The organism is Kitasatospora sp. NPDC001539, assembly GCF_040298565.1.
Classification (GTDB): Bacteria; Actinomycetota; Actinomycetes; order Streptomycetales; family Streptomycetaceae; genus Kitasatospora.
This window is the reverse complement of sequence record NZ_JBEPAK010000038.1, coordinates 1-16,358: the sequence shown is the minus strand read 5'-3', so window position 1 is coordinate 16,358 and position 16,358 is coordinate 1. Positions and strand designations below refer to the sequence as shown.

General features: G+C 75.1%; 15 protein-coding genes. 12 read left to right on the top strand and 3 right to left on the bottom strand.

What is annotated here, in order from left to right:
• Nucleotides 1-201: 201 nt before the first annotated feature.
• The 7 genes from ABT247_RS09410 (at nucleotide 202) to ABT247_RS09380 (ending at nucleotide 7,335) form a co-directional block, all read left to right on the top strand.
• The gene (locus ABT247_RS09410; protein ID WP_350740526.1) at nucleotides 202-3,345 is read left to right on the top strand and encodes an SNF2-related protein; all 3,144 of its coding nucleotides are present in this window, start codon (nucleotides 202-204) and stop codon (nucleotides 3,343-3,345) included.
• Nucleotides 3,342-3,536 carry a hypothetical protein gene (locus tag ABT247_RS09405; RefSeq protein ID WP_350740523.1) on the top strand — a complete coding sequence of 65 codons (195 nt, stop codon included), beginning with the start codon at nucleotides 3,342-3,344 and terminating at the stop codon, nucleotides 3,534-3,536. Before ABT247_RS09410 ends, ABT247_RS09405 begins: the two co-directional genes overlap by 4 nt.
• Before the next feature lie 17 nt (nucleotides 3,537-3,553).
• Nucleotides 3,554-4,435, top strand: a complete 882-nt coding sequence (locus tag ABT247_RS09400; RefSeq protein WP_350740520.1) for an RNA polymerase sigma-70 factor — start codon at nucleotides 3,554-3,556, stop codon at nucleotides 4,433-4,435.
• A 34-nt stretch (nucleotides 4,436-4,469) separates the two neighbouring features.
• A complete protein-coding gene (locus ABT247_RS09395) occupies nucleotides 4,470-5,549 on the top strand; it encodes a DNA polymerase III subunit beta family protein (protein ID WP_350740517.1) in 1,080 nt (359 codons plus the stop codon).
• Nucleotides 5,550-5,941: 392 nt separating this feature from the next.
• Nucleotides 5,942-6,349, top strand: a complete 408-nt coding sequence (locus tag ABT247_RS09390) for a helix-turn-helix domain-containing protein (RefSeq protein WP_350740514.1) — start codon at nucleotides 5,942-5,944, stop codon at nucleotides 6,347-6,349.
• A gap of 2 nt (nucleotides 6,350-6,351) precedes the next feature.
• A complete protein-coding gene (locus ABT247_RS09385; RefSeq protein ID WP_350740512.1) occupies nucleotides 6,352-6,840 on the top strand; it encodes a hypothetical protein in 489 nt (162 codons plus the stop codon).
• A gap of 144 nt (nucleotides 6,841-6,984) precedes the next feature.
• Entirely contained in the window at nucleotides 6,985-7,335 is a 351-nt protein-coding gene (locus ABT247_RS09380; protein ID WP_350740509.1) for a DUF2516 family protein, read from the top strand.
• A 125-nt stretch (nucleotides 7,336-7,460) separates the two neighbouring features.
• Here the strand turns inward: ABT247_RS09380 and ABT247_RS09375 are convergent, their stop codons facing one another.
• Nucleotides 7,461-8,987 carry a PP2C family protein-serine/threonine phosphatase gene (locus ABT247_RS09375; RefSeq protein ID WP_350740506.1) on the bottom strand — a complete coding sequence of 509 codons (1,527 nt, stop codon included), beginning with the start codon at nucleotides 8,985-8,987 and terminating at the stop codon, nucleotides 7,461-7,463.
• 236 nt (nucleotides 8,988-9,223) lie between these two features.
• Between ABT247_RS09375 and ABT247_RS09370 the strand changes: the two genes are divergently transcribed.
• On the top strand, nucleotides 9,224-9,787 hold the full coding sequence (locus tag ABT247_RS09370; RefSeq protein ID WP_350740503.1) for an O-acetyl-ADP-ribose deacetylase: 564 nt from the start codon (nucleotides 9,224-9,226) through the stop codon (nucleotides 9,785-9,787).
• A 173-nt stretch (nucleotides 9,788-9,960) separates the two neighbouring features.
• Here ABT247_RS09370 and ABT247_RS09365 read toward each other — a convergent pair whose 3' ends face one another.
• Nucleotides 9,961-10,794, bottom strand: coding sequence for a class I SAM-dependent methyltransferase (locus tag ABT247_RS09365; RefSeq protein ID WP_350740500.1), 834 nt, complete (start codon nucleotides 10,792-10,794; stop codon nucleotides 9,961-9,963).
• A gap of 241 nt (nucleotides 10,795-11,035) precedes the next feature.
• Between ABT247_RS09365 and mshA the strand changes: the two genes are divergently transcribed.
• Together mshA and ABT247_RS09355 are read left to right on the top strand one after the other, a co-directional pair.
• Entirely contained in the window at nucleotides 11,036-12,409 is a 1,374-nt protein-coding gene (gene mshA / locus ABT247_RS09360; RefSeq protein WP_350740497.1) for a D-inositol-3-phosphate glycosyltransferase, read from the top strand.
• A 158-nt stretch (nucleotides 12,410-12,567) separates the two neighbouring features.
• Complete coding sequence (locus ABT247_RS09355) at nucleotides 12,568-13,110, top strand: type III secretion system chaperone family protein (RefSeq protein ID WP_350740494.1); 543 nt, start codon at nucleotides 12,568-12,570, stop codon at nucleotides 13,108-13,110.
• Between the two features lie 62 nt (nucleotides 13,111-13,172).
• On the opposite strand, the gene ABT247_RS09350 is transcribed toward ABT247_RS09355, so the two are convergent.
• The gene (locus ABT247_RS09350; RefSeq protein WP_350740491.1) at nucleotides 13,173-14,489 is read right to left on the bottom strand and encodes an MDR family MFS transporter; all 1,317 of its coding nucleotides are present in this window, start codon (nucleotides 14,487-14,489) and stop codon (nucleotides 13,173-13,175) included.
• 150 nt (nucleotides 14,490-14,639) lie between these two features.
• On the opposite strand from ABT247_RS09350, the gene ABT247_RS09345 reads away from it, so the two are divergent.
• Both ABT247_RS09345 and ABT247_RS09340 read left to right on the top strand, forming a co-directional pair.
• Nucleotides 14,640-15,398 (top strand): phosphoglyceromutase, encoded by a 759-nt coding sequence (locus tag ABT247_RS09345; RefSeq protein ID WP_350740488.1) that lies wholly within the window; start codon nucleotides 14,640-14,642, stop codon nucleotides 15,396-15,398.
• A gap of 275 nt (nucleotides 15,399-15,673) precedes the next feature.
• Entirely contained in the window at nucleotides 15,674-16,270 is a 597-nt protein-coding gene (locus ABT247_RS09340; RefSeq protein ID WP_350740485.1) for a lytic polysaccharide monooxygenase, read from the top strand.
• Nucleotides 16,271-16,358 lie beyond the last annotated feature (88 nt).

Sequence of the window (16,358 nt, the reverse complement as noted above, 5' to 3'; positions counted from 1 at the left end):
GGCTCCTCCTCGGGTCCGAAGCCATTTTGTTTAGGCTTCAACTTCTTGGTTCGAGCGTACGACGCCTTCGTTCAAATTTCAACCATGCGACCCGGGCGAGCCCCAGGATTCACCCGGACGGCCCGCCGCCCCGGTCCGACGGCCCCTGTCGGACCCCGGGGCTAGGCTGCGAACAACGGTTCCCCGCCCGAGAGGCCCCTCATGTTCGTCCTCCACGCGCTCTGGCGGGCGGACGGGCGGCTGGCACTCTGGGCCGAGGACGCCCGCGCCCACCCCGGTACCGCCGAACCGCAGCCGGAGCGGCCCGCCCCGCGCGCCCACCCGTACGCCTGCCCGGCCGGTGAACTGGCCGCCGTCCTCGGCGGCATCGGGCCCGGCCTCGGCTGGCTCGCAAGCCAGGCCCCCGAACGCTGGGCCACCCTCCTCCTGCCCACCGTCGGCGCCCACCCCGCCCCCTCGCCCGACCTGCCGGTCACCCCGCCGCGCGGCGGCGCCCACCTCAGCCCCTGGCGGGTCCCGGCCCTGCTCTTCGACCCCCCGGCCGCCGCGCAACTGCTCGGCGAGGTGCACGATCCGCACTGGGCCGTCACCGACCTGCCCGGCACCGGCCGGGTCGAGGTGGTCCACGGCCCCGCGCTGCGCTGGCTCACCGGAGTGCACGACCTCGCCTGGCGTGCCGTCGGCCGGGGCCGGCTGCTGCCCCTGCCCGTCCCCGACGGCGGTCGCCCCCGGGCCCGGTGGCGGCCCGACCTCACCCCGGCCGGCCGTCGCGAGGCGGCCGCCCTGGCGGCCGGGTGCCCACCCGTCCTGCTGGGGGAGTGGCCCACCGGCGCCGGCACCGGGGAGGCGCTGCTGGAAGCCGCGCTCGGGGCCCTGGTGGACGCCGAGGCCCGTGCCGCGCTGGCCGACCGGCCGTTCCCCGCCGGCGGCCGCTCCGCCGTCGAGCAGTGGCTGCACGCCCTCAGCACCCCCTCCGGCGAGCTCACCGGCGTCCCCGCCGAGGACGTCGCCGGACTCCGCCGACGGATCGACACCTGGTACGCCGCCGCCGAACCCGCCGACCCCGCGCTGCGGCTCTGCTTCCGCCTGCTCGAACCGCTCGGCCCCGACCCGGACGACCCCGACGGCCGCCCCTCCGACGACGCCTGGCAGCTCGAGTTCCTGCTCCAGGCCGTCGACGAACCCTCCCTCCTGGTCCGCGCCGCCGACCTGCACCAGGGCGGCGCCGCGTACGCCGCGCTCGCCCGCACGACCACGGACGGCCGGGAACCCGCCGACGTCCTGGTCGCCGAACTCGCCCGCGCCGCCCACCGCTGGCCCGCCCTGGACGGGCTGCGCCACCGCTCCCGCCCGTCCGCGCTCCCGCTCGACCGGGCCGGCGCGCTCGACTTCCTGCGCACCGCCGCGCCCGCCCTCGCCGAGAGCGGCTTCGGTGTGCTGCTGCCCGCCTGGTGGCGCCGCCGCCCCCGGCTCGGGCTCGCCCTGCGGGCCGTCAGCCCGCCCGCCCCCGGCACCCTCGCCGTCACCAGCCAGGTGGACCGGGACGCCGTGGTCGCCTTCCGCTGGCAGGCCGCGCTCGGCCCGGACGGCACCCCGCTCACCGAACGCGAGCTCGCCGAACTCGCCGCCGCCAAACAGGGCCTGGTGCGCGTCCGGGGCACCTGGCTGGAGGCCGACCCGGCCCAGATCGCCGCCGCCCTCGCCTTCCTCACCGAGCGGCGCGACGGCCTCCTGGCCGCCGCCGACCTGCTCCGGCTCGCCCTGGACCCGGAAGCGACCGTCGCCGGACTGCCGGTCACCGGCGTCCGCGTGGACGGCCCGCTCGGCGACCTGCTGGCCGGCCGCACCGCCGCCGACCGGGCCGGCCGGGCCGACGCCGCGCCGCCGCCGGGCTTCCGCGCCGAACTGCGCCCCTACCAGCGGCGCGGCCTGGCCTGGCTGCGGACCATGTCCGGGCTCGGCCTCGGCGCCGTGCTCGCCGACGACATGGGCCTCGGCAAGACCGTGCAGACCCTCGCCCTGGTCGCCGCCGAACGCGCCGAGGGGGCGACCGGCCCGACCCTGCTGGTCTGCCCGATGTCCCTGGTCGGCAACTGGCAGCGCGAGGCCGAGCGCTTCGCCCCCGACCTGCGCCGCCACGTCCACCATGGCGCCGGCCGCCTCGACGCGGAGCGCCTCGCCGCCGCCGTCCACGGCGTGGACCTGGTCATCACCACCTACGGGCTGGTCCAGCGCGACCTCGCCGCCCTGCGCGCGATCCGCTGGCGCCGGGTGGTCGCCGACGAGGCGCAGCACATCAAGAACAGCGGCACCGCGCAGTCCCGGGCGATCCGCGCGCTGCCCGTCACCCGCCACCGGATCGCCCTGACCGGCACCCCGGTGGAGAACCGGCTCGCCGACCTGCACGCCGTGCTGGACTTCGCCAACCCCGGCCTGCTCGGCCCGGCCGAGCGCTTCACGGAGCGCTACGCGATCCCCGTCGAGCTGCACCGCAACCCCGAGCGCACCGCCGAACTCCGCCGCCGCACCGCCCCGTTCGTACTGCGCCGGCTCAAGACCGACCCGGCGGTGGCGGCCGAGCTGCCCGCCAAGCAGGAGATGACCGTCTGGTGCAACCTCACCGCCGAACAGGCTGGCCTCTACCAGGCCGTGGTGGCCGACCTGCTGCAACGGGTCGAGGGCATCCGGGGCGTGGAGCGGCGCGGCACCGTGCTGGCCGCGATCGGCAAGCTCAAGCAGGTGTGCAACCACCCGGCCCAACTGCTGCACGACGGCTCGCCGTTGGGCGAACGGTCGGGCAAGGTGGCGAGGCTCGCCGAACTGCTGGAGGAGGCACTGGCCGAGGGCGACCGGACGTTGGTCTTCACCCAGTACGCCGAGTTCGGCACCATGCTGCGCCCGTACCTGGAACGCCGGCTCGGCCAGGAGGTGCTGTACCTGCACGGCGGTGTCCCCCGCACCCGCCGCGAGGAGCTCGTCCAGCGCTTCCAGGCCCCGGACGGCCCAGGGGTGTTCCTGCTCTCGCTGCGGGCCGGCGGCACCGGGCTCAACCTGACCGCCGCCAACCAGGTGATCCACCTGGACCGCTGGTGGAACCCGGCGGTCGAGGAACAGGCCACCGACCGCGCCTTCCGGATCGGCCAGCGCCGGGACGTCCAGGTCCGCCGCCTGGTCTGCGTCGGCACCGTCGAGGAGCGGATCGACGAACTCCTCGCCGCCAAGCGCTCCCTGGCCGACACGGCGGTGGGCGCGGGGGAGCACTGGCTGACCGACCTGCCGGTCGACGCACTGCGCGAACTGGTCGCCCTCACCCGCGAGGACGCCGTCGCCGAGGAGGAGACGTGACGGACCCGACCAAGCCCCCACCGGTCAACGTCGCCGCCTACTGGCGCGGCGACTTCACCCTGCACCCCGACCCGCCGGACGAGGAGCCCGACGAGTCCTCCCTGCGCCGGCTCGGCCGCTCCGGCATCACCGTGCACGGCCGCGATCTCGCCACCCTGCTCGCCCCCGCCTACGACACCTTCCGCGGCTGACGGGTAACGTCCGCAGGGTGACCGACACTCCAGACACCCGCCTCGCCGACTTCGAGGACAACCGGCGGATGGTCTTCGGCATCGCCTACCGGATGCTCGGCAGCGTCGCCGACGCCGAGGACCTGGTCCAGGACACCTGGCTGCGCTGGAGCCGGGTCACCGGCCCGGTCGCCAGCCCGAGCGCGTTCCTCGCCCGCACGGTCACCAACCTCGCCCTCAACCGGCTCGACTCGGCCGCCGTCCGCCGCGAGTCCTACGTCGGCCCCTGGCTGCCCGAGCCGCTGGTCACCGAGCCGGACGCGACCGGCGACGTGGAGCGCGCCGAGACCGTCTCGCTCGCCCTGCTGGTCGTGCTGGAGAGCCTGTCCCCGCTGGAGCGCGCGGTCTTCGTCCTCAAGGAGGCCTTCGCATTCTCCTACCAGGAGATCGCCGAAGCCCTGGACCGCACCGAGGCCGCCTGCCGCCAGGTCGGCAGCCGGGCCCGGGCCCACGTGCGCGCCCGCCGCCCCCGCTACGACGCCCCGCCGGAGCTGCGCCGCCGCGCCACCGACGAGTTCCTCTCCGCCTGCGTCGGCGGCGACCTCAACCGGATGCTCGAACTGCTCGCCCCCGACGTCACGTCCTGGAGCGACGGCGGCGGCGTGATCAGCGCTGCCCTGCGGCCGGTCACCGGCGCCGAGAACGTCGCCCGCTTCATCCTCGGCCTGCTCCGCAAACTGGGCGACGGCGCGGGCACCCGCCCGGTCCTGGTCAACGGCGAACCCGGCGTCCTCATCACCGTGGACGGCGCCGTCGACTCCGTCTCGGTCCTCGACTTCACCGAGGGCCCCGACGGCCGCCCCCTGGTCTCCGCCATCCGCGCCGTCCGCAACCCCGAGAAGCTCACCCACCTCGCTTGACCCTCGACCAGGTCGAGCCCGGAGAGTCATCGGCATGGAGAGCGAGCTGCACAGCATCGGCGAACTGGCCCGCGCCAGCGGCCTGGGCGTCGGCACCCTGCGCTACTACGACGGCGCCGAGGTGCTCACCCCCGCCTGGGTCGACCCCCACACCGGCTACCGCTGGTACCGGCCCGCCCAACTCGCCGACGCCCGCCTGCTGGCCCGGCTGCGCCGGGTCGGCCTGCCGCTGGCCGACATCCGCGCCGTCCTCGCCGCCGCCCCCGGCAGCGGCGACGCCCGACACGTCCTCGACGCGCACCTGCGCCGACTGGAGGACGGCCTGGCCGACGCCCGCCGCGAACTCTCCCTGATCCGCACGATGATCGACCAGAGGGAGCAACCGATGACCACCACCACCCACCTCACCGTCCGCGCCGACGACCTGGCCGCCGCCCTGGACGCGGTCCGCTTCGCGGTCTCCGGCGACCCGGACCAGCCCTCCCTCGCCGGAGTGCTCTTCGAACCGGACGGCCCGGCCCTGCGGCTGGTCGCCACCGACCGCTACCGCCTGGCCCTCGCCGAAGTGCCCGCCACCGGCGCACCCGACCAGCCGACCCCCGGCACCATCGTCCCCACCGCCCTGGTCGACGCCCTGCGCGCCCTGCTCCCCGCCGCCCCGCCCGAGGTCCACCTCACCCTGACCGCCGGCCTCTTCCGCGCCGAGACCGGCGAGCACCGCATCGAGGGCACCCCGCTGGACTTCGACTACCCCGACCACCGGGTCCTCACCCGACTCACCCCGCAGCACCGGATCACCCTGCCCACCGCCGCCCTGCGCACCGCCGTCGAGACCGGCGCCACCCGCACCCTCCCCTCCGGCCCCCACGGCGCCGAATGCGCCGTCACCCTCCTCACCCTCACCGAGGACGGCCGCCTCACCGTCGCCACCGACCCGACCGCCGAGGACTTCCAGATCGCCGTCAACCGCGACTTCCTCCTCGACGCCCTCGACGCCGGCCACCCCGAACAGCTCCTCCTCGAACTCGGCGGCCCGATCGCCCCCCTGGCCATCCGCACCCCGGACGACGCCGGCACCTTCTCCGTCCTCATGCCCGTCCGCCTCCCCGCCTGACCGCCAGGCACCCCTCGACCGGTCCAAGCCGGCGGGTCCGTAAGGGCAACCCGCCCCCACCTCCACCCACCCACAGCACCCCCACCCACCCCCGCGCCCCTCACCCCCCCGCTCAGGCGAGAGGGACGCGCTGCGGGAGGGGGCGGCGCAGGGGGTGGCCCGGAGAGGGGCGTGACGGGTGATTTTCGGACTGCCAACGGCGCCCGACCCCCACCCACAGAGTCGGCAGTCTGAAAATCACCCAGCCCCCGGAGCGGCCACCCCCGGAGCCGCCCCCGCACCCACCCTCCCGAGAGCCCCCACCCCACACCCCAACACCCCAACACCCCCACACCCCCATCCCACCGCGCCCCCTGCTTGCAATTGCAAGCACCCTCCTGCACCCTGTCCCCATGGCCTCCCTGAACGTCGGCTCCCTCGGCGCGTACATCCGCGAGCAACGCCGCAACGCGCAATACTCGCTGCGCCAGCTGGCGGATGCCGCCGGCGTGTCCAACCCGTACCTCAGCCAGATCGAGCGAGGGTTGCGCAAGCCGAGCGCGGAGATCCTGCAGCAGATCGCGAAGGCGCTGCGGATCTCGGCGGAGACGCTCTACGTCCAGGCCGGGATCCTGGAGGAGCGGCAGGACGAGGGCCTGGAGCTGCGGGCTTCGATCCTGGCCGATCCGCTGATCACCGAGCAGCAGAAGCAGTCGCTGCTCGCGGTCTACGACGCCTTCCTCAAGGAGAACGCGACGCGGCCCTCCAGCCCCACGGCCGACGTCGCAGCCACCCCGAACACCCACCGGGAGGACCGGTAACCATGCCGATCACGGACGACATCAAGAAGACCCTCACCGACCCGACCCCGCTGTACGCCCTGGCCGGCGCCGGGGACCTCGCCTACGCGAAGCTGCGCGAGGTGCCCGGCAGGGTCGAGGCACTGGCGGCGGACCGCAAGGGCGCCCAGGAGAAGGCCACCGCCAAGCTCCAGGAGGCGCAGGAGCTGCTGGCCGGGGCTCCGGCCAAGGTCAGCGAGGCCGTCACCACGCTGCCCGCCGACCTGAAGGCCCTGCAGGAGCGGGCCCAGGGCTTCGCCCTCCAGCAGGTGGCCCGGGCCGTCGAGCTGGCGGTGAAGGCGAAGGAGACGTACGACGAGCTGGCCGAGCGCGGCAAGGTCGTGGTCGACAAGACCCGTCCGCAGGGCGACGCCGCCGAGCTGCCCGCCCAGCCGACCGGCGCCGAGGCCCGGGACTCCGCGCCGAAGAAGTCCTCCCGCGCCAGGAAGAGCACCCCGACCCCCGAGGACTGACCGGCGGCCCGCCGGCCGGTGGGCACTCCCCGGGCCGACGGGGCACGTGCGGGGTCGGCGGAACGTTGACGCATTGCGGACGGCCGCCGTGCCAGGATGGGCGACGGCGGGGGTGCGGCAGCTCGAGAGACGTAGGAGATCGCGATGACCGGAGTGTTCCAGATCCTGGCCTTTTCCTACCTGAACCCGTTCTGGTGGATGGCCGTGGCCATCCTGGGCTACAAGCTCTTCGCGCTGCTCGACGCGGCCACCCGCCGCGAGGACGCCTACCGTGCGGCGGACAAGAAGACCAAGGGCTTCTGGGTGGCCATCCTCGGAATCAGCTTCGGGTGGGACCTGCTCTTCGGGGCGAACTTCCTCGGCAGCATCGGAACGCTCGTCGGCCTGGTCGCCTCGATCGTCTACGTGGTGGACGTCCGCCCGGCGATCCGCGCCCTGACCGGCGGCAGCGGCCGGGGCGGCCAGAGCAACACCGGGCCGTACGGCCCCTGGTGACCGGCCCCCGACCGCAGCTCACACCGCAGACCGCACCGCAGCCCGGGCAGGGAATCCCCGCCCGGGCTGCGTCGTCGCCCTCCCCGGTTCCCCGAGGCTGATCGCGGGCGGGGGGGCCTCGGCACTCAGCCGAGGATCAGCTGCACCGGGTTGCGCTCCAGCAGCAGCACCGCGACGTCGTCCGTCAGCGCGCCGCCGTTGAGCTCCTCCACCTCGGCGATCACGCTGTCGACCAGCCGCCCCCTGGTCAGCCCCACGGACTGGTGGTCGGCGACCAGATCGGCCAGCCCGTCCTGCCCGAGGCGGCGTGATCCGGCCCCGACCCGCCCCTCGATGAGGCCGTCGGTGTAGAGCAGCAGCCGCCACCCCGCCCGGAGGTCGAACTCGTGCGCGGGCCAGGCGGCCTGGCCGTCGTGGCAGGGCAGCAGGCCGAGCGCGGGCCCGGCGTGGTCGGCGGGCAGCGACAGCGGGGCGTGGTCGCGGCCGAGCAGCAGCGGCGCCGGGTGCCCGGCGAGGTAGAGCCGGGCCCGTTCGTCGGCGGCCGGGGCGCCGGGCGAGCCGGGGTCGCCGTCGGCAGCGCCGGGCTCGATGACGAGCATGCAGAGCGTCGCGAAGATCTCGTCGCTGCGCCGCTCGTGCTCGAGCACGTGCTGGAGGGTGGTGAGCAGGGCCTCGCCGGTGAGGCCCGCGAAGACGAGGGTGCGCCACGCTATCCGGAGGGCGACGCCGAGCGCGGCCTCGTCCGGGCCGTGGCCGCAGACGTCGCCGATCACGACGTGGACGGTGCCGTCGTCGGTGCGTACGGCGTCGTAGAAGTCGCCGCCGAGCAGGGCCCGGCGGCGGCCGGGGCGGTAGCGGCGGGTGAAGGACAGTCCGGCGCCGTCCAGCAGCGGGGTGGGCAGCAGGTGGCGCTGGAGCCGGGCGTTCTCCTGCCCGCGCAGTTCGGCCTCGACGAGGCGGCGCTGGGACTCGTCGGCGCGCTTGCGTTCGACGGCGTAGCGCAGCGCGCGGGCCAGCAGCGGGCCGTCCGTCTCGTGCTTGAGCAGGAAGTCCTGGGCGCCGGCGGCGACGGCGGCCGCGCCGAGTTCGGCTCCGGCGGCGTCGGTGAGCACCACGACGGGGATGTGCGGGGCGCGGCGGAGCAATTCGTGCAGCCCTTCCAGGCCGTCCGAGGGGTCGGAGGGGTGCGGCAGGTCGGCCGGGGCGGCGAGGTCGAGCAGCACGCAGCCGAACTCCGCACCGCGGGGGCGTCCGCGCCGGGCGGCGGGGGAGCCCTGGGCGAGCAGTTGGACGGCCTGGTCGAGGCCGCGGGCCCAGTGGATCTCGATCGAGGTGCCGCTGTCGGCGACCGCGGCCTTGATCAGCTGGGCGTCCGAGGCGTCGTCCTCGATGACCAGCAGCCGCAGCGGCGCGGCACCGCCGTCGGCCTGACCGTCGGCGGGCGCCGGGCGTCCGGGCTCGGCCGGGTGCGGGGGGCGCCGTCCGCCGTGCGCGGTCCGGACCGCCTGGGACCGGGGGTGAGGTATCGGGGGAGCCGCCGTCGCCGGTCCGGTCGTCGCCAGGTGTTTCCGGGCATGGCCGACGGGGGCGCCGTCATGGGCGCCCGGCAGGTCCGCGGCACCAGGTGCCCGCCCGTCTCCCGTTGCGGGCATCGGTCGTTCCTCCCTTTCCCCGACTGCGTAACGGTCGGCGTCCGTCCGCGGTGCCCGCCTGGCACCTCGCGTCGGGGAACTTCTCGCGACCATAACGTGATCTCCGGGGATTTCTTCGGCCGACCGGCGCCGTTGTGGCTATTGCCACGCCGGTGGCGGTGTGGTGATCGGACTCGAACGACGGCTCGGATCCCCGCCCGTCAGCCGACGGGCGGGGCCGGGGAAGGGGACAGCTGATGGTGCCGCGGATCACCCTGGTCGAGGGTGACATCACGGAGCAGCGGGTGGACGCGGTGGTGAACGCCGCCAACTCGTCCTTGCTGGGCGGGGGCGGGGTGGACGGCGCGATCCACCGCAAGGGCGGGCCGCAGATCCTGGAGGAGTGCCGCCGGCTGCGGGCCTCGCACTGGGGCAAGGGGCTGCCCACCGGGCGGGCCGTGGCGACCACGGCCGGGCGGCTTCCGGCCCGGTGGGTGGTGCACACCGTGGGGCCGGTGTACCTGGCGGAGGAGTACGAGGAGCGGGCTGGGCTGTTGGCCTCCTGCTATCGCGAGTCGTTGCGCGTGGCGGCGGAGTTGGGCGCGGCCACGGTGGCCTTCCCCGCGGTGTCGGCCGGCATCTTCGGCTGGCCGCCGGAGGACGCGGCCCGGATCGCGCTCGGCACCGTCGCCCAGGTGCTGGACGGCGACGACGAACCTGCGGGCGCGGGGTTGGCGGAGGTGCGGTTCGTGCTGTTCGGGTCGGAGATGTACGGGGTGTTCGAACGGGCCCTGGCGGAGCTGCCCGGCCGGAACGGCTGACGGTGGTGCGCGGCCATGCATGAGTGGGCGCCGAGCGGCGTGTGGTGTCGCCGCTCGGCGGCCTCCATCGTGGCGTGCTGAGGCGTCAACGCGCCAGAGATATTCGATAACTCGTTCGAGTGAAAGCCTCGGGGGGAGCACCCGCGCCCGCTCGCCGGCGCCGCGGCCGACCGCTACGGCGCGAGCGCCGTCCACGGCACCGTGACCTCGCCCTGCCGCCACCGGCCGCGCGCGTCCACCAGCGGCCAGCTGCCGGCCAGCGCCGTGCACGCCGCCACCCAGCGCTGCCGCGCGCCGAACGCCCCGTAGGGCGCGGCAGCCGCCCAGGCCCGGTCGAAGTCGGTCAGGAAGGCGTGCACCGGCCGCCCCGGCACGTTGTGGTGGATCAGTGCCTTCGGCAGCCGCTCGGCCAGGTCGGAGGGCTGCTCCAGGCCGCCCAGCCGGGCCGCGAAGGTCACCGTGCGCGGCCCCTCCGGCCCGAGCGCGACCCAGACGTGCCGCCGTCCGATCTCGTCGCAGGTGCCCTCGACCAGCAGCCCGTCCGGGGCGAGCCGGGCGCACAGCCGCTCCCACACCCCGGCCACCGCCGACTCCTCGTACTGCCGCAGCACGTTGGCCGCCCGGATCAGCTGGGCCCGCGCCCCGCCGTCCAGCGGCACCTCGAAGCCGCCGCGCCGGAAGCTGAGCAGCGGCGGTTCGGCGTACGGCAGCGCGGCCGCGACCCGCTCCGGCTCGATCTCGATCCCGACCACCCGCACGTCCGGCCGCACCGCCCGCAGTCGCCCGGCCAGTTCCACGGCCGTCCACGGCGCCGCGCCGTAGCCGAGGTCGACGGCCACCGGCGGGCGTTCGGCGGACCGCAGGGCGGGGCCCAGGGCGTGGGCGAGCCAGCGGTCCATCCGGCGCAGCCGGTTGGTGTTGGTGGTGCCCCGGGTGACGTTCCCCACCGGACGGCCGGTCCGCCCGCGGGCGGGCGCGGTGGTCGTGGGGTCGAAGGAGGCGGCCATGCCCAGAAGGGTAGTCGGGCCGACGGCGGCACCGCCCCTGACCAGCACGGCTGCCCCGGGCCCCGGCGCGGCTGGCCGGTCCCTGTCATCTCACCCACCGGACCGGGAATGCCGGGCGGGCGCCGTGTGGTTGGCAGACTGGTGGTGATGTGTGCCCGGACGGGGCAGCGCACACCGGACATGCGGCGGCCCGTCCACGCGGACCGCCGAGACGGGCCGCACACGAGGAGGCTTCAGCCAGGTGATCCAGCACCCCGTCCGTTCGGTACGCCGTGCCCAGTCCGCCGGGCCCGCGCGCGGCCGGCTCCAGTCGCTCGTCCCGGGGCGCCGGCGCCCGCGCCGGATAGCCATGCTGAGCGTCCACACCTCGCCGCTGCACCAGCCCGGCACCGGGGACGCCGGCGGGATGAACGTCTACATCGTCGAGCTGGCCAAGCGCCTGGCGGAGCTGAACATCGAGGTCGAGGTGTTCACCCGGTCCACCTGCTCGGACGACGCGCCGACCGTCGAGCTGGCCCCGGGCGTGCTGGTCCGCCACGTCACCGCCGGGCCGTACGAAGGGCTAATCAAGGAGGACCTGCCAGCCCAGCTGTGCGCCTTCACCCACGGCGTGCTGCGCACCGAGGCGGGCCACCGCCCCGGCCACTACGACCTGGTGCACTCGCACTACTGGCTCTCCGGGCAGGTCGGCTGGCTGGCCGCGCAGCGCTGGGGGGTGCCGCTGGTGCACACCATGCACACCATGGCGAAGGTGAAGAACGCCGCGCTGGCCGAAGGCGACACGCCCGAGCCCCCGGCCCGGGTGATCGGTGAGACCCAGGTGGTCGAGGCGGCCGACCGGCTGATCGCCAACACCACCGAGGAGGCCGCCGAGCTGGCGCTGCACTACGGAGCCCGGCCGGACCAGTTGGCCGTCGTGCACCCCGGGGTGAACCTGGACGTCTTCCGGCCCGGCGGGCCGCACGCCTCGGCCGCCGCCCGCGCCCGGCTGGGCCTGCCGCAGGACGCCGCGGTGCTGCTGTTTGCCGGCCGCATCCAGCCGCTGAAGGCGCCGGACGTGCTGCTGCGGGCGGTGGCCGCGCTGCTGGAGGCCCGTCCGGAGCTGCGCGAGCGCCTGGTGGTGCCGGTGGTCGGCGGGCCGTCCGGCACCGGGCTGGCCCGGCCGGAAAGCCTGCACAAGCTGGCCGCCCAGCTGGGCATCGGCGACGTGGTGCGGTTCCACCCCCCGGTCGGCCAGACGCACCTCGCGGAGTGGTACCGCGCGGCGACGGCCCTGGTGATGCCGTCCTACAGCGAGTCGTTCGGCCTGGTGGCACTGGAGGCGCAGGCCTGCGGCACCCCGGTGGTGGCGGCCGCGGTCGGGGGCCTGCCGGTCGCGGTGCGGGACGGCGAGTCCGGCACCCTGGTGAACGGCCACGACCCGCTGGAGTGGGCCCGCGCGCTGGAGCCGTACGTGACGGACCGGGCGCTGGTGGCCGGGCGCGGCGCGGCGGCGGCCCGGCACGCGGCCGCCTTCGGCTGGGACACCGCCGCGGCGACCACCGCCGAGGTGTACGCGGGGAGCCTGGCCCGGCCGGCCGGCCGCCTCGCCGGGGCCCGCCGCCGCCCGGTCTGACGCCCGCCCACCGCGCGGTTCCGGCTGCGGTTCCGGCCCCGCCGCGCGGTTCCGGCTGCGGTTCCAGCCCCCGCGCGGTGCCGGCTTCCAGGTCCGCCGCGGCCCCGCCACCCGGTGCGGGCTGCGGTCCGGCGGTACCGGCGAGTAACGTCACCCCCATGGCTATCCGCACCAAGGACGAGGCCCTGACCCTCCTGCGCACCGCCCTGGACGACGCCGGGGTGGCGTGGGAGCCGGCCGCCGCCGACCCCTGCACCCTGGTGGCGACGCTTCCGGGCACCCGGAAGCTGTCCACCACCTGCGCCCTGCGGGTCGGCGACCACACCCTGTCGGTGAACGCCTTCGTGATCCGCCGCCCGGACGAGAACCACGAGGCCGTCTACCGCTGGCTGTTGGAGCGCAACACCCGGATGTACGGCGTCGCGTACGCGATCGACAGCCTGGGCGACGTCTACCTGGCCGGCCGCCTGCCGCTGGAGGCACTCGGCCCGGAGGCCGTGGACCGGCTGCTCGGGACGGTGCTGGAGAACGCCGACGAGCCCTTCAACACCCTGCTGGAGCTGGGCTTCGCCTCGGCGATCCGGCGCGAGTGGGAGTGGCGCACCAAGCGCGGGGAGTCCACCCGCAACCTGGCCGCCTTCGCCCACCTGGCCGCCCCGCCCGCCGAGGGCCCGCCCGCCGACGCTCCGCCCGCCGGCTGACCGTCGCCCGATCGCCCCCGACCGGCCGCCGGCCGGCGCCCCCGCCGGCCCCGGCCGACCGCTCAGACGCCCGTCGGAGCCTGCTCGGCCTCCGCCGGAGCCTTCCCGGCCGCCGTCACGGGCGCCGCCACCGCAACGGCCGCAACGGCCCCGGTGCCGGCCGGGGCGCCGGATCGCCTCCCCAGCAGCGCGTACCCGAGCGCGGCCACGGTGCCGCACACCCCGCAGGTGCCCCAGAGCACCCCGCCGCCGGCGTGGTCCAGCACCACACCGCCCACGGCCGGGCCGAGGAACAGGGCCAGCGACCAGGAGAGCGAGTAGACGCCCTGGTAGCGGCCGCGCGCTTGGGGCGGGGACAGCTCCGCGACGAGACCCATCAGGGTCGGCGTGTAGCCGATCTCCCCGATCGTCCAGACCGCCACGGTGACGGCGTACCACCACGCCGACGCCCCGGCGAGGGCCGTCATGCCGAAGCCCCAGCCGATGAGCAGCGCCGCGGCCACCAGCATGGCCGTTCGACTGCGGCCTTCGACCCAGCGGGTGAGCGGGATCTGCAGCAGCACGATCAGCAGCCCGTTCAGGCTGATGACCAGGCCGTACTGGGAGGAGGTGATGCCCTGCTCGCCCATGTCCACCGGGAGCGTGGTGGAGGACTGCTGCATCACCAGCGCGATCAGCAGGGTGAGCCCGACCACCGCCATGAAGCGGCTGTCGCGGACCACGGTGCCGAGGCCGACCGCCGGTTCGTCCGCCCGCTCCGCCGGGGCGTCGGGCCTGGTCTCCGGGATCCTGACGAAGATCACCACCGCGCAGAGCAGCGTGGAGAGCGCGTCCAGCAGGAACAGCGTGAGGTAGCCGTAGGTGGCGATCAGGCCGGCGACGGCTGCGGAGAGGCCGAAGCCCAGGTTGATCGCCCAGAAGTTCAGCGAGTAGGCCCGGCCCCGGTCGGCGGCCGGGACGATGTCCGCGATGATCGCCGAGATGGCCGGGCGGGTGGCGTTGTTGCAGAAGCCGACCAGGAAGGCCACCACGGCGATCGCCACCTGGCCGTCCGTGAAGCCGAGGACGGCGGTGAACAGGGCCGTGCCGACCTGCGCGGCGACCAGGGTCGGCCGGCGCCCGATCCGGTCGGTCAGGATGCCGGCGACGATCGACGAGACCGCCGCACCGAGCCCGAACAGGGAGGCGACCAGGCCCGCGTAGGAAGCCGAGTACCCCCGGTCGCCGGTGAGGTAGAGCGACAGAAAGGTGACCACGAACGCGCCGAGCCGGTTGACCAGCGTCGAGACCCAGAGCCACCAGAACTCCCGCGGCAACCCGCCCGCCGTCTCGCGGACCATTCTTCGGAACCGGGCGTCGGCGGCCTGGGGGACGAGCATGTGGGGGCTCCCGGGGGCAGGCGTCCGCCGACCGGCGGAGGCAGGCCCGGTCAGCCGACGCATGTAAGTGGCAGATGTGCGGAGCACACATTACCCACCCGTCCGAGGTCCCCACCAGGGGTTTATCGGCCCTCCACTAAGCTGGGGGCCATGGCTGACACGACGTACCGACTCATCCTGCTCCGCCACGGCGAGAGCCAGTGGAACCAGAAGAACCTGTTCACCGGTTGGGTCGACGTCGACCTCAACGAGAAGGGCGAGAAGGAGGCCGCCCGCGGTGGCGAGCTCCTGGCCGCCGAGGGCCTGTTCCCCGACGTGGTGCACACCTCGCTGCTGCGCCGCGCCATCCGCACCTCGCAGATCGCCCTGGACAAGGCCGACCGCCACTGGATCCCGGTCAGCCGCAGCTGGCGCCTGAACGAGCGGCACTACGGTGCGCTCCAGGGCAAGGACAAGGCCCAGACGCTGGCCGAGTTCGGCGAGGAGCAGTTCCAGCTGTGGCGCCGCTCCTACGACACCCCGCCGCCGGTCCTCGCCGACGACGCGGAGTACTCGCAGGCCGGTGACGCCCGCTACGCCGACATCCCGAGCGAGCTGCGTCCGCGCACCGAGTGCCTGAAGGACGTCGTCGAGCGGATGCTCCCGTACTGGTACGACGCCATCGTCCCGGACCTCGCCGCCGGCCGGACGGTCCTGGTCACCGCCCACGGCAACAGCCTGCGCGCGCTGGTCAAGCACCTGGACGGCATCTCCGACGCCGACATCGCCGGGTTGAACATCCCGACCGGCATCCCGCTGGTCTACGAGCTCGACGCCGACTTCAAGCCGGTCGTGGCCGGTGGCCGCTACCTCGACGCCGAGGCCGCCGCCGCCGCCATCGAGGCGGTCAAGAACCAGGGCAAGAAGTAGGACGAGGGGGAGGGCCGGAACCAGGCCCGACAGCCCGAGGCCCCGTTCCCGGATTGCCGGGGGCGGGGCCGTCGTCGTTCAACCGGCCCGTTTCCCAGGTCAGTTGGGGCCGCTAGAGTGGTTCAGACCATTGACGGACGGTGGCGGGGGCTCCTACCGTGAGGGCACCGGGATGGCGCAGGCATGCCAAGGACTTCCCCGGTCATGGCTGCCGCACCCCCACGCGCGCGCCTGCGTCCCGGCGCACTCTCCATCCACCCCCACGGAGGAGCACCATGCGCACACGTCTTCTGGTCGGAGCGGCCGTCGCCGCGCTGGCGGTCCCGCTCGGCCTGGCCTTCCCCGCCCAGTCCCACGGTTACATCACGACGCCGCCCAGCCGGGCCGCGCTCTGCGACGCCGACGCGGGCGCCGTGCCGTGGGACTGCGGTGACATCCAGTGGGAGCCGCAGAGCGTCGAGGGTCCCAAGGGCTTCCCGGCAGCCGGGCCCTCCGACGGGACCATCTGCGCCGGCGGCAATTCCCGCTTCGCCGAACTGGACGACCCGCACGGCGGCGCCTGGCCGACCACGGCGGTGACGGCGGGCCAGCGGCTCACGTTCACCTGGAAGTTCACCGCCCGGCACGCCACCACCGACTTCAGGTACTACATGACCAAGCCGGGCTACGACGCCGGCCGGCCGGTCACCCGGGCCGACCTGGACCTGACGCCCTTCCTCATCGTCCCGTACAACGGCCGCCAGGTGCCGGGCACGCTCAGCCACACCGCGACGCTCCCGAGCGGGCGCACCGGCCACCAGGTGGTCGTCGCGGTCTGGACGATCGCCGACACCGGGAACGCCTTCTACTCCTGCACCGACGTCCGGTTCTGACACCGGGACCCGGTCGGAGACGGCGGCGGGGGGGGGGGGGGGGCGCGGGGGCGGGGCCCCCCCGGCGCCGCGGGGGGGGGGGGGTGGA